Source organism: Arthrobacter sp. StoSoilA2 (genome assembly GCF_019977195.1).
Lineage (GTDB): Bacteria > Actinomycetota > Actinomycetes > Actinomycetales > Micrococcaceae > Arthrobacter.
Genome location: NZ_AP024643.1, coordinates 3,969,462 through 3,988,248, shown reverse-complemented (window position 1 = coordinate 3,988,248; position 18,787 = coordinate 3,969,462). Strand labels below are relative to the sequence as shown.

Annotated in this window: 18 protein-coding genes; 12 read left to right on the top strand and 6 right to left on the bottom strand. The window is 62.9% G+C overall.

Annotated features, from left to right (window positions below):
- Positions 1-54 precede the first annotated feature (54 nt).
- The 3 genes from LDN82_RS18105 (at position 55) to proC (ending at position 3,100) form a co-directional block, all read left to right on the top strand.
- Entirely contained in the window at positions 55-1,176 is a 1,122-nt protein-coding gene (locus LDN82_RS18105) for a Ppx/GppA phosphatase family protein (protein WP_224088825.1), read from the top strand.
- 1 nt (position 1,177) lies between these two features.
- Positions 1,178-2,011, top strand: coding sequence for a sugar phosphate isomerase/epimerase (locus tag LDN82_RS18100; RefSeq protein ID WP_216927041.1), 834 nt, complete (start codon positions 1,178-1,180; stop codon positions 2,009-2,011).
- 258 nt (positions 2,012-2,269) lie between these two features.
- Complete coding sequence (gene proC, locus LDN82_RS18095; protein WP_224088823.1) at positions 2,270-3,100, top strand: pyrroline-5-carboxylate reductase; 831 nt, start codon at positions 2,270-2,272, stop codon at positions 3,098-3,100.
- Between the two features lie 7 nt (positions 3,101-3,107).
- On the opposite strand, the gene LDN82_RS18090 is transcribed toward proC, so the two are convergent.
- The 3 genes from LDN82_RS18090 to LDN82_RS18080 are packed head-to-tail and all read right to left on the bottom strand — an operon-like array spanning position 3,108 to position 5,401.
- The gene (locus tag LDN82_RS18090; RefSeq protein WP_223934424.1) at positions 3,108-3,794 is read right to left on the bottom strand and encodes a TrkA family potassium uptake protein; all 687 of its coding nucleotides are present in this window, start codon (positions 3,792-3,794) and stop codon (positions 3,108-3,110) included.
- Positions 3,787-5,220, bottom strand: coding sequence for a potassium transporter TrkG (locus LDN82_RS18085; RefSeq protein WP_224165297.1), 1,434 nt, complete (start codon positions 5,218-5,220; stop codon positions 3,787-3,789). Before LDN82_RS18085 ends, LDN82_RS18090 begins: the two co-directional genes overlap by 8 nt.
- Positions 5,221-5,263: 43 nt before the next feature.
- The gene (locus LDN82_RS18080; protein WP_224088820.1) at positions 5,264-5,401 is read right to left on the bottom strand and encodes a hypothetical protein; all 138 of its coding nucleotides are present in this window, start codon (positions 5,399-5,401) and stop codon (positions 5,264-5,266) included.
- Here LDN82_RS18080 and LDN82_RS18075 point away from each other — a divergent pair.
- Entirely contained in the window at positions 5,400-6,548 is a 1,149-nt protein-coding gene (locus LDN82_RS18075; protein WP_224088819.1) for an acetoin utilization protein AcuC, read from the top strand. The genes LDN82_RS18080 and LDN82_RS18075 overlap by 2 nt on opposite strands.
- A 13-nt stretch (positions 6,549-6,561) precedes the next feature.
- Here LDN82_RS18075 and LDN82_RS18070 read toward each other — a convergent pair whose 3' ends face one another.
- Positions 6,562-7,038: a hypothetical protein gene (locus tag LDN82_RS18070; RefSeq protein WP_224165296.1), complete on the bottom strand. Its 477-nt coding sequence runs from the start codon at positions 7,036-7,038 to the stop codon at positions 6,562-6,564.
- Between the two features lie 155 nt (positions 7,039-7,193).
- Between LDN82_RS18070 and LDN82_RS18065 the strand changes: the two genes are divergently transcribed.
- Together LDN82_RS18065 and gdhA are read left to right on the top strand one after the other, a co-directional pair.
- Positions 7,194-7,766 (top strand): metalloregulator ArsR/SmtB family transcription factor, encoded by a 573-nt coding sequence (locus tag LDN82_RS18065; protein ID WP_224165295.1) that lies wholly within the window; start codon positions 7,194-7,196, stop codon positions 7,764-7,766.
- A 214-nt stretch (positions 7,767-7,980) separates the two neighbouring features.
- Positions 7,981-9,318: an NADP-specific glutamate dehydrogenase gene (gdhA, locus tag LDN82_RS18060; RefSeq protein ID WP_224165294.1), complete on the top strand. Its 1,338-nt coding sequence runs from the start codon at positions 7,981-7,983 to the stop codon at positions 9,316-9,318.
- Positions 9,319-9,397: 79 nt separating this feature from the next.
- Here gdhA and LDN82_RS18055 read toward each other — a convergent pair whose 3' ends face one another.
- The gene (locus tag LDN82_RS18055) at positions 9,398-10,729 is read right to left on the bottom strand and encodes an alpha-hydroxy acid oxidase (RefSeq protein WP_275964692.1); all 1,332 of its coding nucleotides are present in this window, start codon (positions 10,727-10,729) and stop codon (positions 9,398-9,400) included.
- Positions 10,730-10,820: 91 nt separating this feature from the next.
- Between LDN82_RS18055 and LDN82_RS18050 the strand changes: the two genes are divergently transcribed.
- Positions 10,821-11,519, top strand: a complete 699-nt coding sequence (locus LDN82_RS18050) for an FCD domain-containing protein (protein WP_224165293.1) — start codon at positions 10,821-10,823, stop codon at positions 11,517-11,519.
- A gap of 70 nt (positions 11,520-11,589) precedes the next feature.
- Here the strand turns inward: LDN82_RS18050 and LDN82_RS18045 are convergent, their stop codons facing one another.
- Entirely contained in the window at positions 11,590-12,618 is a 1,029-nt protein-coding gene (locus tag LDN82_RS18045; RefSeq protein ID WP_224165292.1) for a LacI family DNA-binding transcriptional regulator, read from the bottom strand.
- 179 nt (positions 12,619-12,797) lie between these two features.
- Here LDN82_RS18045 and LDN82_RS18040 point away from each other — a divergent pair, with 179 nt between their 5' ends.
- From LDN82_RS18040 to LDN82_RS18020, 5 genes are read left to right on the top strand one after another with little or no spacing between them, the layout of a single operon-like run.
- Positions 12,798-14,219 carry a Gfo/Idh/MocA family oxidoreductase gene (locus LDN82_RS18040; RefSeq protein WP_224165291.1) on the top strand — a complete coding sequence of 474 codons (1,422 nt, stop codon included), beginning with the start codon at positions 12,798-12,800 and terminating at the stop codon, positions 14,217-14,219.
- A 28-nt stretch (positions 14,220-14,247) separates the two neighbouring features.
- The gene (locus LDN82_RS18035) at positions 14,248-15,246 is read left to right on the top strand and encodes an NAD(P)-dependent oxidoreductase (RefSeq protein ID WP_224165290.1); all 999 of its coding nucleotides are present in this window, start codon (positions 14,248-14,250) and stop codon (positions 15,244-15,246) included.
- Complete coding sequence (locus LDN82_RS18030; protein ID WP_224165289.1) at positions 15,243-16,148, top strand: 5-dehydro-4-deoxyglucarate dehydratase; 906 nt, start codon at positions 15,243-15,245, stop codon at positions 16,146-16,148. The genes LDN82_RS18035 and LDN82_RS18030 overlap by 4 nt, the downstream gene beginning before the upstream one ends.
- Positions 16,148-17,281, top strand: a complete 1,134-nt coding sequence (locus LDN82_RS18025; RefSeq protein WP_224165288.1) for a mandelate racemase/muconate lactonizing enzyme family protein — start codon at positions 16,148-16,150, stop codon at positions 17,279-17,281. The genes LDN82_RS18030 and LDN82_RS18025 overlap by 1 nt, the downstream gene beginning before the upstream one ends.
- A complete protein-coding gene (locus LDN82_RS18020; protein ID WP_224165287.1) occupies positions 17,262-18,713 on the top strand; it encodes an aldehyde dehydrogenase (NADP(+)) in 1,452 nt (483 codons plus the stop codon). The genes LDN82_RS18025 and LDN82_RS18020 overlap by 20 nt, the downstream gene beginning before the upstream one ends.
- Positions 18,714-18,787 lie beyond the last annotated feature (74 nt).

Genomic DNA, 18,787 nt, shown 5'->3' with positions numbered 1-18,787 from the left:
GAAACGTGGCCGCCAAGTTGCTTCCCCGGCTTCGAATCAGTGAATAATGGCAGAATGCGTCTTGGCGTTCTCGATATCGGTTCAAACACCGTCCACCTGCTGCTCGTGGACGCCCATCCCGGTGCCCGCCCAGTGGCTTTTGCCTCCCACAAACGGCCACTCTCCCTGGTGCAATACCTCGACGGCGATGGCAACATCAACGATGCCGGCCAGACTGAGCTGATTGAGTTCGTCCTGGAGGCGTGGGAATTCGCAGCACGCCACAAGGCCGAGGATTTGCTCGCGTTTTGTACCTCGGCAATCCGTGAGGCAACCAACGGCGCCGAGGTCCTGGCCCGGGTGAAACACGAGACCACGGTGACTCTCCAGGAGCTCACGGGCAGCGAAGAAGCGTCAATGACTTTCTTTGCCGTTCGTCGTTGGTACGGCTGGGGCGCCGGTCCGATCCTGGATCTGGACATTGGCGGGGGATCCTTCGAAATGGCCTACGGCACGGACGAACTCCCGGAATTCGCTACGTCCGTTCCCTTGGGAGCCAGCCGGCTGACGCGGGATTGGCTCCATGATGATCCACCCAGCGCCAAGAGCGTCAAGGAGCTGAGGCGGTACATCCGCTCTACCCTTAAGCCTGTTGTCCGAAATTTCCACGAGCTTGGCCGGGCCAACCTGGTGGCGGGTACCTCCAAGACGTTCCGCTCCCTTGCGCGGATCGCTGGTGCTGCCCCCAGCGCGGCCGGTCCGTATGTGAAAAGGGAACTCCACGCCGCCGATCTTGGCTTGTGGGCCCAGCGCATATCCGCCATGAAGGTTGAGGACCGCCTATACCTCCCAGGCGTTTCAGATGCGCGCGCCCGACAATTGCTGGCCGGGGCTCTGGTGGCGGAGGCCGCATTGGAGCTCTTTGAATTCCCTAAGATGGAAATCTGTCCGTGGGCTTTGCGGGAAGGGCTGATCCTTCGACGCCTGGACCAATTGGTCTTCGATGATGCCGTGGATCCTGCGCCTCACGTCGGGAAGCGCAAGAAGGACAAGTCCAAGAAAAAAGCAGCCAAGGAAGGCGACAAGACGACGGACAACGACGAGCCCCAGCACACGTTTGAGGAGTTCCCTGTGCCCGTGAACAACCCTGCTCCTGCACCAATTCCGGCCCCCGTGGCAGGCGGGCTGGCTTCCTGAGATGAGCACCGACGTCGAGCCCGTTGCAAATAACCGCCACATCCCGGTGGCACTGTCCAGTGCCTCCGTCTATCCGCTGAGCGTCCATGATGCTTTCGCGGTTGCCCAGGACCTTGGTTATGAAGGTGTTGAGGTCATGGTCACCAACAACGCCGTGAGCCAGAATCCCGACGCCCTCATCCAATTGAGCCATCGTTACCACCAGCAGATCGTCTCTATTCACGCGCCCACACTGCTGCTCACCCAGCAGGTCTGGGGAGCCGCATGGAACAAGATCGAGAAGTCCTGCCAGATGGCCAGGGAGGTCGGCTGCGACACCGTGGTGGTCCATCCACCGTTCCGCTGGCAGTCGAATTACGCCGAGAACTTCGCTGCGGGCGTTCGGGAAATCGCTGCAATGTACCAGGTGCACATCGCAGTTGAGAACATGTACCCGTGGCGTGTCCGCGGACGGGAGGCTGTTGCCTACCTGCCGCACTGGGATCCCTTGGGACAGGATTACGACGACGTCACTTGGGACTTCTCGCATGCGGCAACTGCGGGGGCAAACAGTTTGGAAGCCATCCAGGCACTAGGCAGCAAACTCCGCCACGTTCACCTCACGGATGGTTCAGGTTCCGGGAAGGACGAGCACCTGGTGCCGGGTACGGGGACGCAGCAGTGCGCCGACGCCCTCCAACACCTTGCTTCCAACGGTTTCAGTGGTGTTGTGGTGGCGGAGATTTCAACCCGCAAGGCCAAGGTGGCTGGTGAGCGTGAAGAAATGTTGGCGGAAACGCTTCGTTTCGCACGTCAGCACCTCAGCATCCCGCTGGTGCGGTCGCACGATAATTAGTAGCCAACTCGCTAATTGGAAGCCAACGCCATTAAAAGCGAAAGCACCGGCGGCCGAATCGGGAAATGGGGGAAAACCCGCCCCGGCCACCGGTGCTGTTGGCGGGCATCCCCATGCCCGCCTCATCACTCGCACCCTCAATGAGGTAACTACTAAGTTACGGACCAAGGTTGGGTGCTGCCTGCAATATTCTTGGGAACAAGCTGTGAATCCGGACAGCGTTCGACCCCTCCATGGGCAAACTGCCATGATGGTGCAATGAGCAACCGAATCGCATTCCTTGGCTGTGGATCCATGAACGAGGCAATTCTGGCCGGTCTCCTTGCCGCCGGGGCTGACCCATCCGATGTCGTCGCCACTGTCCGACGTGCCGAGCGCGCAGAAGAGCTTGCGCAGCGGTACGGCGTTATGGCGATCGCCGGCGAGGAAGAGCCGGACAACAACAAGCTCGCCGCCAAGGGTTCAGGCATAGTCATCCTTGGGGTCAAGCCAGTTGGCATTACAGACCTTGCCCGGGAAATCAGCCCGGCACTCGCGAAGGACACCGTTGTTGTGAGCGTGGCAGCTGCGGTTTCCATCGCGCAGCTTGAGGCCGCCCTCCCGGAGGGGCAGCCGGTGATCCGCACCATGCCGAACACACCCGCAAAGCTGGGTCGCGGCGTCGTATCCGTTTCGCCCGGGACGCACTGCACGCCGGAACAGCTGGAGAAGGTGAAGGCAGCGCTGGCAGGAGCCGGCAAGGTTGTGGAGGTGCCGGAGGAACAAGTGGACGCCTTGTCCGCCATCAGTGGATCCGGCCCCGCCTACGCGTTCTATTTGGCTGAGGCCATGGCCGCTGCGGGTGTTGAATTGGGGCTGGACGCCGAACTGTCCGTCATGCTGGCCCGCGAAACGGTGGCGGGCGCCGGTTTCATGCTGGCGGAACCAGGTGCGGACCCCACTGCACTTCGCGTTGCCGTAACCAGTCCCAACGGCACCACCGAGCGAGCTATCGCAGCATTCGACGACGGCGGGATCCCCAGGATCATCGCTGAGGGAGCCCGTGCGGCTGCCAACCGCGCAGCCGAGATCACAAAACAGCTGGGCTGACCGCGCCCTAGGGCCGTGCTGCGAAGCGCTCCAGGAGATCGACGTGTCCGGACACGATCAGCATGTCGTGTCCTGACACCTTGGTTTCCGGCCGCGCATACGTGAAGTCCTCACCGGGGGTCTTCACGCCGACGATCGTCACGCCGTATTTGGAGCGCACCTTGGATTCCTCCAGGGTGAAGCCCACAGTTTCCTTGGGCGGATACATCTTGACGATCGCGTAGTCGTCGTCGAACTCGATGAAGTCCAGCATGCGCCCTGACACCAGGTGCGCGGCACGGACGCCGGCGTCGGCTTCCGGGTAGATCACGTGGTTTGCGCCGATCCGGCTGAGGATCTTGCCGTGGGATGGGGTGATCGCCTTGACCCAGAGGTGTTGGATGCCCAGGTCCACCAGGTTCACCGTGATGAGCACCGAGGACTCGATGGACGTGCCCACGCCTACCACGGCGGAGCTGAACTCCTGGGCCCCCAGCTGCCGCAGGGCATCGATGTTGGTGGCGTCCGCCTCCACCACGTGGGTGAGCACGGGAGCCCATTTCTGGACGAGCGTCCGGTCGCGTTCAATCGCCAGGACTTCCCGGCCTTGCTTGACCAATTGCTCGGCTGTGGCCGACCCGAACCGGCCAAGGCCAATGACCAGCACTGGTGCGTTGTGGGCGGGGCGGTTGGCCGCCCCTGTGGTACTAGCCAATGATTGGCCTCTCTTCCGGGTAGTGGTACAGCTGGCTGCGCTGGCGCAGGGCCAGGCCGGCAGCGAGGGTTACGGTGCCCACACGGCCTGCGAACATGAGTGCGGTCAGGACGTAAACGCCCGACGGCGGCAGCTCGGCGCTGAGGTTGGTGCTCAGTCCCACTGTGGCAAAGGCGGAGATGGTTTCAAAGAGCACCCTGTCCAGTGTTGCGCCGCTGATGGAGAGCAGCAGGAATGCCGCGACCGATACAAGTGTGGCGCCGGCAACAATCACCGAGATGGCCACCCGCATGGTGCCTTGGGGAATCGTGCGTCCGTAGACCTTCACATCGGCATCTCCACGGGCCTCGGCAACAATGGCGAGGAACATGACCGCGATAGTGGTCACCTTGATGCCACCCGCGGTGGACGCCGAGCCGCCGCCGGCAAACATGAGGGCATCCGTGAGGAGCATCGTGGTGGATTCCATGTGGTTCTGGTCAACCAGGTTGAACCCGCCTGAGCGCGTCATCACTGATGCAAAGAGGGAATGGATGAGCTTGTCGCCAAGATCCATGTGCGCGATGGTCCGCACGTTGTCCCATTCCATGAGCGCCCACAGGACCGTGCCGGCGAGCAGCAGGATGAAGGACACCTGGATGGTGAGCTTGGTGTGGAGGTTCCACTTCTTCCAGTTCAGGCCGTTCTGTTGCAGAACCATCACTACCGGGAAGCCGAGGCTGCCAAGGAACACGCCCAACATGAGTGGAACCAGGATCCAGAGGTCGGTCTCGTAGGGCACGATTCCGTCCGAGTGCGGCGTAAATCCGGCATTGTTGAAGGACGAGATCGAGTAGAAGACCCCGTGCCACACCGACTGCCAGAATGGCTCGCCGAGAAGCATGAAGCGGGGGATCAGGGCCAAGGCAAGGGCGCCTTCGATCACCACGGAGGTCACGATGACGATGCGCAGCAGCGTACCCACTTCACCAAGCCTGCCGGCGTTGTTCATGGCCTCCTGGGCGATGAGCTTGCCGCGGACACCGAGCCGCTTGCTGACCATGAGGGCCAACAGTGAAGCGAGGGTCAAAGTGCCAAGGCCGCCCACGAAGATGCCCACCAAAATAATGAGCTGGCCAAGGAAGGACCAGTGGGTGGCGGTGGAAACCACGGTCAGGCCGGTCACGCAGACACTGGAAACCGCCGTGAACATGGCCTGGTGCAGAGGAGTAGGTTCGCCCGAAGCCGAGGAGAACGGCAAGGACAACAAGCCTGTGAAGAGCAGGATCACCGAGGCGAAAGCGACCAGGGCCAGGCGGGCCGGGGACGTGTTGGCGATGTTGTCAATGAAGTCGCGCGCACGCGTGAAAATCCACAGACCTTCACGTTCCTGCTGGCCGGGTTGCCAGTGGGCCGGGCTCGCAGAGCGCGACTGGCTTTGAGACATGGGTTCTTCCTCGGTTGAACATGCTTTCCTGAGTAGTAAACCACTATTCCTGCAGCGTAACCGGGCGGTAGAGCTCCGCGGCCTCAGGTAGCCTGTTCTGGATGAACTCCAGGCTTGGAACAACTGCTTCCAGCATTACGCGATCCGCACTGCCAACGACGGTTGTGTGGGATCCGGCCATGACTGCTTACAACTTTGGTCCCAGCCATCCTATGGCCCCGCAGCGGCTGGAGTTAACTGCGAGGCTCGCGGAATCCCTCGGTCTTTTCAACCACAGCCATGTGGCGGTGGAGAAGCCGGAGCTGGCCACCGACGTCGAACTTTGCTCGGTGCACAGCGCGGAGTACGTCGCGGCGGTGCGCCGCGTTAGCCAGGATCCGTCCATGCCCGAGGAAGACCGGGGGCTCGGAACCGAGGATGATCCCGCATTTGCCGGCATGCACGAGGCCAGTGCCCGACTCGCCGGTGGTTCCCTGTTGGCTGCTGAGTCCATCCTCTCCGGGAAAGCCGTGCGCGCCGTGAATTTCAGTGGTGGATTGCATCATGCCGCGCGCGAGCGGGCCAGCGGATTCTGCGTCTATAACGACGTCGCAATCGCCATCCAGCGGCTTCTGGACGGCGGTGTGCGGCGCGTGGTGAGCATCGACGTCGATGCCCACCATGGCGACGGAACGCAAAGCATTTTTTGGAATGACCCCCGCGTCATGACAATTTCCCTGCACGAATCCGGGCTTACCCTCTTTCCGGGAACGGGTTTCGCTAATGAAACCGGCGGCCCGGATGCGCAAGGCACGGTTGTCAACGTCGCGTTGCCGGCGTTCACGGGAGACGCCGCATGGCTTCGCGCCTTTCACGCGGTGGTACCGCAACTGGTTGGAGCTTTCAATCCCGAGGTGATTGTCAGTCAGCACGGCTGTGATTCGCACCGCCTGGATCCATTGACGCACCTCAACCTCAGCGTGGACGGGCAGCGGGAGGCGGCCAGCGCCGTCGCCAGCCTTGCCGCCAGGTACTGCGATAACCGGTGGATAGCCACTGGTGGAGGCGGCTATGACATCACGGGTGTTGTGCCACGTGCGTGGAGCCACCTGATCGGGATGGTGACGCAGCGGCCGGTCCCGCTAAGCACTCCCGTTCCCGAGGCCTGGCGGACCTATGTCAGGGAAACTTACGGGGTTTGGGCGCCCGAGTCGATGAGCGATGACGTGGATGTCTGGTGGCGCTCCTGGGAGGTTGGATACGACCCCGCGGACGAGGTGGACAGGACGGTCATTGCCACGCGCAAGGAGATCTTCCCTTTGTACGGGCTCGATCCCTGGTTCGATTAGACGGTCTTGCCACCTACGGCCCAGTGTTCTCCGTCTGGAACACCACGCCCGCCGCACCCACGAGCCAGCCCAGCAACGACAAAGCAAATGCTCCGATGAGGTCCGTGGACGCTTGGCCCTTGAACAGCCATAGCACCAGGACCAGCAAGCCCATGGTGATGTAAACCATGATCGCGACTATCACCCGTCCCGATAACCGCAAGGCAACCTCGGCCGGGCTGACGACGGCACTGGATTCGCCCGCGTTCGCGCTGTCCCGCTTAACCTCCGAAATGGTGAACCCCAGTGCGGATGCCGTTAGCGAACTCAGGGACGTGGCGAGGACGCCCGCCGCGGTAACCAGGGCGCCGTTCAGTTCAGGGGCCGTCAGATCACCTGTTGGAACCCAGGTGCCGACCCGAAGGAGCACGGCACTCCACACAAAGACGAAGACGGCAAGGAACACACCGGCGATGATGTTGAAGATTTGGCGCCGAAGGAAATCAGTCATTGCCCCGCCCCCGTGCTTTTGGCGGCCGGGGCCTGGCAGCCCGGACGGACCGTGAATCCGTTTTAGCATTGGCCTTGGATAGGGTCAACGATCCAGCGCCGTCGCGGCACGAAACAGGGATGCCATTTGGCGTATATGTCGCTAGGGTGGGAGGCATGGTGACTGACGACGTATTTGCCGTCATAGCTGAGGCAACCAGGCGCGACATCCTGGTTTCACTCCGCTCTGGGGATAAAGCTGTAGGCGAACTGGTGGAAGAACTGGCTGCAAGCCAGCCCACTATCTCCAAGCATCTGAAGGTGCTCCGCGAGGCTGACCTCGTCAGCATGCGCGCCCAGGGGCAGAAGCGCTACTACGCGCTGAACCCGAAGCCGCTGGCAGGTGTGGCTACCTGGCTGGAAACGTTCGACGTCGGACCCTCGGCCAGCGCCGCCGTCGGACCTTCCGAGGAAGCAGCGCCGCAAACGGTGGCTTCCGCTGAGGCTGTGCCCGCCGGGTCGAATGTGGAAGCCACTTTGCCGGATCTCGTTGCAACTCGTGCCGAGGCCGTCAGCAAGGCCGTGAAAGTCCACTCAGATGGGATGCCCCTCTCGCTGGATCCGGCATCGGACGATACCGTTCCGCAGCAGATTGGCCGGACTGTTGGCCGCGCTGCCACTAAAGCGGCGGATCTGCTGGCCAACCTTCCGAATCTTCCCAACCTTCCGAAATTCGGTCGCAAGCGCTAGTTCGCTTACCAACTCAATACAACGTGATCTTGAACACCTTGTGAGGTTTCGTTAGCGTCAGGTTTCCTTGCGTTTGCGGGGTTTTTCTACGGTTGTGTTAACTCTTCCCGTGGGTCACATTCTCGCTGGATGGAGATCCTACGTCCAATGATGCAACGATGACGGGACTGAATCGTCTCGTCGCCAGTCGGCGCATGGATGGATAGGAAGACGCATGGATTCGAGGCTCGAAGCTGTCCGGAACACCGTATTGGCGCGGAACCCTGGCGAGAAGGAGTTCCACCAGGCGGTCACCGAGGTCTTCGAAAGCCTGGGGCCTGTTCACGATCGGCACCCCGAATTACTTGAGGGTGCCGTGCTGGAGCGTCTGTGCGAACCCGAACGGCAGATCATCTTCCGCGTGCCGTGGACCGACGACTCAGGCCGCGTCCACGTAAACCGCGGTTTTCGGGTGGAGTTCAACTCGGCGCTTGGCCCGTACAAAGGCGGGCTCCGGTTCCACCCGTCGGTGTACCTGGGCATCGTGAAGTTCCTCGGCTTTGAGCAGATCTTCAAGAATGCCCTTACAGGCATGCCGATCGGCGGTGGCAAGGGCGGCTCCGACTTCGATCCCCGCGGACGCTCCGACGCCGAGATCATGCGGTTCTGCCAGTCGTTCATGACTGAGTTGTACCGGCATATCGGTGAATACACCGATGTCCCGGCCGGCGATATTGGGGTTGGCGGGCGCGAGATCGGCTACCTCTTTGGCCAGTACAAGCGCATCACCAACCGCTATGAATCCGGCGTCCTCACCGGCAAGGGGATTTCCTGGGGTGGCTCGTTGGTCCGGCCGGAGGCTACCGGTTACGGCACCGTGATCTTCGCCCAGGAGATGCTCAAGACCCGTGGTGCTTCCTTTGATGGCCAGCGCGTTGTGGTGTCCGGTTCCGGAAACGTGGCCATCAACGCGATTGCCAAGGCACAATCTCTCGGTGCAACCGTGGTGGCCTGTTCCGATTCCGCCGGTTACGTCGTGGATGAGGCGGGAATCGACGTCGGGCTTCTCAGCCAGATCAAGGAAGTGGAACGCGGGCGCCTCACCGAATACGCTGCGCGCCGTTCCGGAGCCAGCCACGTTGCCGGCGGTTCCGTGTGGGACGTGAACGGCACGGTCGCGCTGCCATGCGCCACGCAGAACGAGCTCGACGGCGAAGCTGCCGCCAAGTTGGTCAGCAACGGCCTGATTGCCGTAGCTGAAGGCGCCAACATGCCCTCCACGCGTTCGGCAGTGTCAGTGTTCCAGGAGGCGGGCGTTCTGTTCGGCCCGGGTAAAGCCGCCAATGCTGGTGGTGTTGCTACGTCCGCGCTGGAAATGCAGCAGAACGCCAGCCGTGATTCGTGGTCATTTGAGCACACGGAACAGCGGCTTACCGAGATCATGGTGGGCATCCATGACCGCTGCGCAGCAACCGCCGAAGAATATGGTTCGCCGGGAAACTATGTGGTGGGCGCCAACATCGGCGGTTTCGTCAAGGTAGCCGACGCGATGCTGGCTCAGGGCCTGATCTAGAGCCCGCGCCCCCAACTGGGTAGCAGTTAAGCGCGTTTAGCGGGCTCAAAACGTGCTTAACTGCGACCTAGTTGGGTGGCTACTTCTGCAGCAGCCGCACGTGGTCCGGGTTCAGGTCCGATACCTTGCTGACGCCCAGGAGTGCCATGGTGCGGGTCATGTCCTTCTCGAGGATCTGGATCGTGCGGTCCACGCCTTCGCGTCCGCCGGCCATGAGTCCATAGAGGTATGCGCGGCCGATCAAGGCAAAGTCTGCCCCCAAGGCGAGGGCGGCCACGATGTCGGCGCCGCTCATGATGCCCGTGTCCAGCATGATCGCGGCCTTGCTGTTGTCCGCCTTCAGGGCCGCCGAAACTTCAGGCAGCAAATGGAACGGGATAGGCGCCCGGTCCAGTTGGCGGCCACCATGGTTGGACAGGACGATGCCGTCGGCGCCGTGGTCCACCACCTTGCGGGCGTCTTCTACGGTCTGGATGCCCTTGACCACAAGCTTGCCCTTCCAGGTTTCACGCAGCCAATCAAGATCCTCATACGTCAGCGTGGGGTCGAACATTGAGTTGATGAGGTCCGCCACCGTTCCCGTATACCGCGAGAGCGACGCGAAGGTCAGCGGCTCATGCGTCAGGAAGTTGAACCACCACGCGGGTCGGTAGGACGCATCCAGGACTGTCTTGAGTGTCAGCGCCGGCGGGATGGTCATGCCGTTACGGACGTCCCTCAGTCGAGCCCCGGCGACAGCAGTATCCACGGTCACCATGAGGGTATCGTTGCCTGCTTTGGCGGCGCGCTCGATCAACTCCAGGGAGCGGTCACGATCGGTCCAGAGGTACAGCTGGAACCAGTTGCGGCCGTTCGGAGCCGCCGTAGCAACGTCCTCGATCGAGGCCGTGCCCATCGTGGACAGCGTGTAGGGAATGCCGGCAGCTTCTGCGGCCTGCGAGCCGGCGTATTCGCCCTCGGACTGCATCATCCGGGTGAATCCGGTGGGCGCAATGCCGAAGGGGAGGCGCGATTCCTTCCCCAGAATGTCCGTACGGAGGTCGATCCTGGAAACATCGCGAAGGATCCCGGGGCGGAATTCGATGTCCTGGAACGCCTGGCGCGCCCGGCGTAGCGTGACCTCGGCTTCCGCGGCGCCGTCGGTGTAGTCGAATGGGGCCTGCGGCGTGCGGCGCTTGGCGATGTCGCGCAGGTCCCAGATGGTGCTGGCACGCTTGAGGCGGGCCGCCTTGCTGAATTCGGGCTTCTTGAACTGCATGAGCGGCGCCAGGTCCGACACCTTGGGGATGCGCCGCTTCAGTGCCGGAGATTGTACGACGGCGGGCGTCGGCTGGGGCGGCCGGCTGACGGTTTCGTCGCTCCCGGCATTGGCCGGGGCTGCTGTGATCTTCGGATCGAGGGTGTCGGTCATGCGGTTCTCCCTTGAAATTCTGTGGTCCTACCACTGTGGTCTAACCACACTGTAAGCCATGTGGTTGGACCACATCAACTAGTATTCCCGTATGCGTACCCACGAACTAGTCCTGCAGTGGATAGAAAAGCAGCTATCCGACGGCGACCTCGCCCTCGGCGGTCGGCTCCCCGGAGAGCGGGCAATGGCCGAGCAGCTGCAGGTATCCAGGACATCTGTACGGGAGGCCGTGCGGATCCTTGAAGCAATGGGTGTTGTGCGCGCGGGTGTTGGCTCGGGCAAGGATGCGGGAACTGTAGTGATCGCCGAGCCCGGCTCTGCACTGGGCTCCACGCTCCGCCTCCACGTGGCGACCCGGCACCTTCCCGTGGCCGACATCGTGGAGACCCGGGTGCTGCTCGAATCCTGGGCAGCTGCCCGGGCCAAAGTTGGCGCCCCTGCCCTTGATGAGGCGGCGGCGCTGCTCGAGCAAATGGACAACAGTCCGGACATCGAGGCGTTCCTGGCCCTTGATGCCCGGTTCCATGTGGCACTGGCACAGGCTGCCGGAAATACAGTGGTCAGTGCAATGATGGCGTCATTGCGGGGCGCAATTGAAAACTACGCCGGCGAGTTGACGGGGAACCTTCCGGATTGGAAGGCGACTTCCGAACGGCTCAGGGCCGAGCATCGCGCCATCCTCGCTGCTGTGAACAACGACGACGGCGGCCGGGCAGCACAGCTCGTGGCGGCCCACATCGAAGGCTTCTACAAAGAGGCCGGAGTGGGCTCGCAGGCTTCCGGAGACTAGAGCAACGCGGGGTCACTTAGGGCCCATGGTGGGCTTCCGGATGGGCCCTAAGTGACCCCGCGTTGCATTTCTATGCGGGCTTGAAGGCCGGGGCTGCAGTGCTCTTGCGGATTTCCATCCTCGGCGAGAACTCATCCTGGGCTTGGGTGGTGGATTCGCCTGCTTGCTGGATCTGCTCCCGCATCCTGCGCCACGCCAGGCTCCCAAGTTCATTGATGGGCACGGCGGCGGTAGTCAGCGGGGGAGTGGTGTACTTGGCGAACGGGATGTCGTCGAACCCCGTCACCGAGATGTCCTCCGGAACCCGCATGCCACGCTCGTGCAGGCCACTGAGCAAACCCATGGCGACGAGGTCGTTAAAGGCCAGGATGCCGGTGGCGCCACTGGCGATGATGGCCTCGGTGGATTCATGTCCGGAGTCGAAGTTGGACCCGCCGCGGAGCATTTGGAGTTCAATCTCCGGGTGCTCTTTCCGGAATTTTTCCAGGCCCACCAAGCGCTGGCGGTTGGATGCGCTGTGCTCCGGGCCGGAGAGATAGGCCAGCCGCCGGTGGCCCAGGCCCACCAAATGCTGGGCGAGTTCCTGGATACCTTGGCCGTAGTCCACGCTGAGGCTTGGAGTGTTGGTGGCCACCGTGGTGCGGTTGATGAGTACCAGCGGATGCAGGGTAGGTGCCAGCTCTTCAAGTTCGGCATCGCCCATTCGGGGTGCGCAGAGCACCACGCCATCGCAGCGGCGACGGGCTTCTCCGGCCAGGATTGCTTCCTCGCTGGTTACCTCGGATGAATCCGCGATCAGGACGCGATACCCGTCCTGGGAGGCGGCAATGCTAAGTCCGCGGAGGATGGCCTGGAACGTGGGGTTTGCCAGGTCCGGGACAACTATGCCGATGGTGTCGGTTTTGCCCAAGGCCAGGCTTCGGCCCACCGGGTTGGGTTGGTACTTCAATTCGGCTGCCGCCGCACGGACGCGCTCGGCAATGCCGGGATCAACGGCGGCGTTACCGTTCATGACGCGGGACACTGTGGCGTGCGAGACGCCTGCCTTCTCCGCGACATCGGCAATGCCAATCCGCCGATTGGTGTTCCTCCGTGCCATGTTGCCCCTTCCGGTTGGCTGTCCGCGTGCTGCCCCTGCGTTGGGGCAATGGTTGACGGAACCGCCAGAGTCTTGATACAAAGCTTATAACGCTCTGAGAAAACGCTTTCTCATGATTCTTCCCAGATCACGCCGGGCCGTCAAGCGGTTCACTCCTGCCTTTTGAAAGGGGCCTTCCCATGGTCAACGTCGACACCGCCGAGACCCAGTCGCCCGCACCGGGCACTTCCGGGTTCTCCGCCGGAAGCACTGCCCGCCATCGGACGCGCATTGCCCTTATCGGGACCGGGGGCCGCTCCGAAATGTACATTCGCGCGATCTATGGACAGCACGCAGACGTAGCTGACCTCGTCGCCCTCTCAGACGTGAACCAGGGCCGCGTGGAGTTCTACCAGGAACTCATCAAGGAACTCGGCGGAACAGAGCCGGTGGCGTTCTTCGAGCCGGCAAAGCTAACCGGGTTCATCCAGGCCAACGGCATCGAACGCGTCATTGTCACGACGCCGGACTACACCCACGCGGACTACATCGTGGAGGCACTCGAGGCGGGTGCCGACGTCGTGGTTGAAAAGCCGCTGACGATCGATGTCGAGGGCTGCCGCCGCATCACCACTGCCGTGGCAGAAACCGGTCGGAACGTCGTAGTCACCTTCAACTACCGTTACTCGCCGCGCAACACCGCCCTTAAGGAGATCATCCAGAACGGCGTGATCGGCAAGGTCACGTCCATCGACTTCACCTGGGTGTTGGACACCGTGCACGGCGCGGACTACTTCCGCCGCTGGCACCGTGAGAAGAACAACTCCGGGGGCCTCCTCATCCACAAGGCCTCGCACCACTTCGACCTCGTCAACTGGTGGATCAATGACGTCCCCGAGCGCGTTTTCGCCTCCGGGGGGCTCCGGTTCTATGGCGACAAGAATGCTGCCGAGCGCGGTCTGGGTGCCCGCCCGGAGCGCGGCACGGTTGATGGCCTGGCGCGTGATCCGTTCCGCCTGGACATGCGGGAGGACGAACGCTTGAAGGCCCTGTACTACGACAACGAAAAGTTCGACGGCTACCTGAGGGACCAAGACGTGTTCACGGAAGGCATCACCATCGAGGACAACCTGGCCCTCGTGGTTGATTATCAGGGCGGGCCCACGTTGAGTTACTCGCTGAACGCCCACAGCCCGTGGGAAGGGTACAGGGTCAGCGTCAACGGCACGGAGGGCCGCGCCGAGCTCGAAGTGGTTGAGCGCGCAGCGGTCCAATTCAGCACAGACAAGAAGACTGTGGTGGACCCTAGCGCCACGCCTGTTGAGGAAGAAGACGCCGTTCGACGAAATGGAGAGCGCCTGGTGGTCCAGCGTCACTGGGAGGCGGCCTACGAAGTCCCGATCGTCAACGGGGAAGGAGGCCACGGAGGCGGCGACAACCTGCTGCTCTCCGACCTCTTCAATGGACCCGGCGTAGACCCCCTGGGCCGTCCGTCGGGGTATATCGATGGCCTCCGTTCCGTCTCAGTCGGCATCGCCGGCAACCAGTCCCTGGACACCGAACTCCCCGTCCGCATCAGCGAACTTGGCCTGGGCATCGATCTCAGCCGCGGCCAGGCCTAACGGCCCAACACACACGAGGACAAACACCATGAGCAGGATTTTCGTCACCGGCGGTTCCGGCAGGCTTGGCCGCAGCGTCGTGGCCGGCCTCGCCCAGGCCGGACACGAGGTGGTATCGGTTGACCGCGACGCCATCCCGGCGGAGCAGTTGCCGGCCGGCGCCGTGCAGTACGCAGCGGACCTTTTGGCCCCGGGAGAAGCTGAGCGGCTCCTCCGGGAAACAACTCCCGACGCCGTCATCCACCTCGCTGCTATCGCCGTACCTTTCAGCGCCCCTGAGGAAGTCATCTTCAGTACCAACACCCGGCTCGCCTACGCGGTCATAAGTGCAGCCACCGACGCGGGTATTCCGAAGATTATTACGGCAAGCAGCCCCACCGCCCTGGGCTACGGCTCACCGGCCGGTTGGCTGCCGCCGTCGTTCCCGTTGGACGAGCAGACGCCGCCCAAGCCCTGGAATGCTTACGCGTTGTCCAAGCTGATCGCCGAGCAGACAGTGCAGATGTTTGCCGCGGCGCAGGGGGACAAGATCCGCTACGCAGCGTTCCGGCCGTGCTACGTCATTTCCCCCGAGGAATGGCAGGGCGCGCCCACGCAGCAGGGCCACACGGTTCGCGAGCGGTTGCAGGATCCCGCGCTGTCCGCGCCGGCACTGTTCAACTATGTCGATGCCAGGGACGTGGCAGACTTCCTGGACGTGCTGCTGGAGAAGATGGACGCCATCCCCAACGGGCAGGTCTTCTTCGTCGGAGCGAAGGATGCCTTGGCCACTGCTCCGCTCGCTGAGCTGTTCCCGCGTTTTTTGCCGGGCAGCGGCCCGCTTACCGAACACCTGTCCGGTACCAGCCCCGCGTTCTCCATCGGGAAAGCGCGTGAGCTTCTGGGCTGGGAGCCCAAGCGCAGTTGGCGAACCGAACTTACGCCGCCCTTCGAAGGCGAAGACTCAGCAGCATCAGAGCAAGCACTACTCAACGACGAGAATCCTGCCGGCCTGGTCCCGGCGGGAGCAACCAAGGAGACACCATGAACTTCGACGGCGTATTGTTTTTCCCCGTCACACCCTTTGCCGAAGACGGCTCGGTGGATGTAGCCCTTCTGAAGGAGCACATCACCTCGCGCCTTCCTTACGGCCCCGGAGGTGTTTTTCCAGCGTGTGGCACGGGTGAATTCCACGCCCTCTCCCTGGATGAGATCCGCACTGTGGTGGCTGCCGCCGTCGAAGCTGTTGCCGGTGCTGTTCCGGTAGTCGCAGGCGCCGGCGGCCCGCTCGGCCACGCACTTGCTGCCGCCAAGGTTGCCGAGGAGGCAGGCGCCGATGCCCTGCTGGTTCTCCCGCCGTACCTCGTTACAGGGCCAACAGACGGCGTGGTTGCTTACGTCGAGGCCATCGCCGCTGCCAGTAGCCTCCCCGTGATCGTCTATCACCGTGGCACGGCGAAGTTCACTGCCGCGGCCATGACCCGCCTTACTGCCAATCCCAAGGTCATCGGGTTCAAGGACGGGATCGGGGACGTCGGCCTCGCGCAGGAAATCGTATCGGCCATCAACGCCAGCGGCCGAACCGACTTCGCACTTTTCAACGGACTCCTCACGGCAGAGCTGACCCAGGGCGCTTACCGTGGCTTGGGCATCCCGCTCTACTCCTCGGCCGCATTTGCCATGGCCCCGGAGATTGCAAAGGCCTATTACGACGCCTACGTGTCAGGTGACGAGGAACGGCGCAACGCCCTGCTCGAGGGGTTCTATTCGCCCCTTGTGAGGCTTCGGGACCAGACGCCCGGCTTTGGCGTCTCGCTGATTAAGGCAGGCCTTCGCCTGGCAGGGCTCCCGGTTGGCTCCGTCCGACCACCGCTGGTTGACCCTACGGAGGAACAGCTGTTGGAGCTCAAGTCGATCCTGGCCAAGGGCCATGAGTTGGCCGTCAGCTGATGACAGCGCGCATTACCGGACTCAGCACACGGTTGATCACGGTTCCGTTGCTGCGCAGCTGGGGTGCTGAAGCCCCCGAGAACCATGTGATCGTCACCGAACTAACCACTGACGACGGCGGCGTGGGCCACGGTTTCTCGTGGACACCTACTATTGGTCCCCAAGCGGTCAAAGCGCTCCTGGAGCACGACATCGCCCCCTTCGTCCTTGGGCTTGAGGCCAACCCGGAGATCGTCTGGGACCAGCTGTGGAAGCGTCTGCACGAAGCTGGCGGGGGAGGCCTGACCACCATCGCCATGGCCGGCGTGGACCTTGCGCTGTGGGACCTTAAAGCGCGGCAGGCGGGCACGTCCGTCACCGCGCTTCTGGGCCAACGCCAGGAATCGGTGGAGGTCTATGGCTCGGGTGTGAATCTCCACTACTCCCTGGAACAGCTCGTGGAGCAGGCACAGCGCTGGGTTGCCGCTGGTCATAAGGCTGTGAAGATCAAGGTGGGAAAGCCTGAGCTACGCGAAGACGCTGAACGGGTGGCAGCCGTTCGGCAGGTCATTGGCCCCGACCGCCTGCTCATGATTGATGCCAACCAACGCTGGGACCTGGCGCACACTTTCCGTGCCTTGGATGTTTTGGGGGAGTACGGATTGGAATGGCTTGAAGAGCCAATCCGTGCTGACGATCTGTGGGCCTACCGGCGCCTGCGTAAACATTCTCCGGTGCCTATCGCGCTTGGCGAGAACGTCCACACTACCTACCGTTTCCGTGACTTCATCGAAGCCGAAGCTGTTGACATCATCCAACCCAACATTGTCCGCGTGGGCGGCATTACGCCGTTCCGCAGGATCGTTGAGTTGGCCCGTGCGAACAGCATCAGGGTGGCGCCGCACCTTCTGCCGGAGCTCTCCGGACAATTGGCGCTCACCTTGGCTGAGGCCGTGAGCGTGGAAGAAGTGGAAGACGCTTCCTTCGAGCAACTCGGCATCCTCGCCGGGCCCTCTCCCATCCGAATCCGCAACAGCAGGCTCAGCTCCGTAGGCCGTCCAGGTCTTGGCTTCGACTTTGCCGCAACGCCGGCCGCGCGTCAGAGCTCCGCCCCTGAGAGTAAAGGAAACCACATTGAGTACAGCAACTCTTGACCTGACCGAGGTTACAGCCGCTGCCGCCGCAGCCTTCAAGGTGACCGCCGCAGCGTCCGACGCCGAGCGCGCAGCCTGGCTGACCGCCGTCGCCGACGCCCTGGACGCCAACGTGACGGAACTGGTGGCCATAGCTGACTCCGAAACCAGCCTTGGCACGGTTCGGCTCACCGGTGAGGTGGCGCGGACGAGCGGCCAACTCCGGTTGTTCGCGAGGGTGATCACGGAGGGCTCGTACTTGGAGGCCGTCATCGATCACGCGGATCCTGCCGCCACCCCGCCCAGGCCTGACCTGCGCCGCATCCTGCGTCCGATTGGACCGGTGGCCGTGTTCTCGGCGTCGAACTTCCCGTTCGCGTTCTCGGTGGCCGGTGGCGACACCGCATCGGCGCTGGCTGTCGGCTGTCCGGTGATCGTCAAAGCACATTCCGGCCATCTACGACTGTCCGAGCGGACTGCCGGGATCGTGACCGAAGCCTTGGCCAAGGCCGGGGCCCCGGAGGGCATCTTCGCCCTCGTGAGCGGACGCGAGGCCGGTACGGCATTGGTGCAGGATCCCGCCATCAAGGCGGTGGGCTTCACCGGGTCCATTCCCGGCGGCCGCGCACTGTTCGACCTCGCAACGTCCCGCCCGGAACCGATCCCCTTCTACGGCGAACTGGGCAGCCTGAACCCGGTGGTCATCACGGATGGTGCTTTGGCTGATCGTGCTAAAGAACTTGCTGCCGGCCTGGCTGGTTCGTTCACCCAGGGAGCGGGGCAGTTCTGCACCAAGCCAGGACTCGTTTTCATCCCTGCGGGCACCGACTTCGCTGCCCAGGTGGCTGAGGCGAGCAAGGACAAACCGACCGCCGCCATGCTGACCGAGCGGATCGCGGAGGCCTACCCTTACGGCTTGCGCAGCGTCGCCGAGCAGCCGGGTGTTGCGGTGGTGAGCGGCATTGTGGATCAGGACAGCCTGGCCGATGGCGCCGCTCCGGTGGTGTTCTCAACGAGCGCCGCCAACGTGCTGGAACGTCCGGATGAGCTGCTGGAGGAGTGCTTCGGCCCCACAACTCTCCTCATTGAGTACGCCAACAACGACGAACTGTCTCAGGCGCTCGCCAAGGTTCCGGGCAGCCTCACCGGCACCGTACACGCGCAGCCAGGTGAGGACATTTCAGCGCTTGTGGAGCAGCTGAGTGAGCTCGCCGGCAGGGTCCTGTTTGACGGTTGGCCCACTGGCGTTGCCGTGAACTGGTCGCAGCAGCACGGAGGACCGTACCCCGCCACCACATCGCTGTTTACCTCAGTGGGCGCTACCGCGGTTCGCCGCTTCCAGCGTCCCGTGGCTTACCAGGACGCTCCGGAAAGCATCCTGCAGCCGGCCCTGCGCGAGGCGAACCCGTTGGGCATCCCGCGCCGTGTGGACGGCGTGCTGACGCTCGGCTAACTCACCTACAGCGCACCCAACTAAGTAGCAGTTAAGCGCGTTTTGAGCCGTCAAAACGCGCTTAACTGCGACTT

Coding starts and splice junctions, on each gene's coding strand:
- LDN82_RS18085 (WP_224165297.1), bottom strand. CDS start 5,220: ATGTCTCAAAGCCAGTCGCGCTCTGCGAGCCCGGCCCACTGGCAACCC.
- LDN82_RS18025 (WP_224165288.1), top strand. CDS start 16,148: ATGACAGCGCGCATTACCGGACTCAGCACACGGTTGATCACGGTTCCG.
- LDN82_RS18055 (WP_275964692.1), bottom strand. CDS start 10,729: ATGACCGACACCCTCGATCCGAAGATCACAGCAGCCCCGGCCAATGCC.
- LDN82_RS18040 (WP_224165291.1), top strand. CDS start 12,798: ATGGTCAACGTCGACACCGCCGAGACCCAGTCGCCCGCACCGGGCACT.
- gdhA (WP_224165294.1), top strand. CDS start 7,981: ATGGATTCGAGGCTCGAAGCTGTCCGGAACACCGTATTGGCGCGGAAC.
- LDN82_RS18080 (WP_224088820.1), bottom strand. CDS start 5,401: ATGGCCGGATCCCACACAACCGTCGTTGGCAGTGCGGATCGCGTAATG.
- LDN82_RS18070 (WP_224165296.1), bottom strand. CDS start 7,038: ATGACTGATTTCCTTCGGCGCCAAATCTTCAACATCATCGCCGGTGTG.
- LDN82_RS18035 (WP_224165290.1), top strand. CDS start 14,248: ATGAGCAGGATTTTCGTCACCGGCGGTTCCGGCAGGCTTGGCCGCAGC.
- proC (WP_224088823.1), top strand. CDS start 2,270: ATGAGCAACCGAATCGCATTCCTTGGCTGTGGATCCATGAACGAGGCA.
- LDN82_RS18100 (WP_216927041.1), top strand. CDS start 1,178: ATGAGCACCGACGTCGAGCCCGTTGCAAATAACCGCCACATCCCGGTG.
- LDN82_RS18050 (WP_224165293.1), top strand. CDS start 10,821: ATGCGTACCCACGAACTAGTCCTGCAGTGGATAGAAAAGCAGCTATCC.
- LDN82_RS18075 (WP_224088819.1), top strand. CDS start 5,400: ATGACTGCTTACAACTTTGGTCCCAGCCATCCTATGGCCCCGCAGCGG.
- LDN82_RS18065 (WP_224165295.1), top strand. CDS start 7,194: ATGGTGACTGACGACGTATTTGCCGTCATAGCTGAGGCAACCAGGCGC.
- LDN82_RS18030 (WP_224165289.1), top strand. CDS start 15,243: ATGAACTTCGACGGCGTATTGTTTTTCCCCGTCACACCCTTTGCCGAA.
- LDN82_RS18045 (WP_224165292.1), bottom strand. CDS start 12,618: ATGGCACGGAGGAACACCAATCGGCGGATTGGCATTGCCGATGTCGCG.
- LDN82_RS18105 (WP_224088825.1), top strand. CDS start 55: ATGCGTCTTGGCGTTCTCGATATCGGTTCAAACACCGTCCACCTGCTG.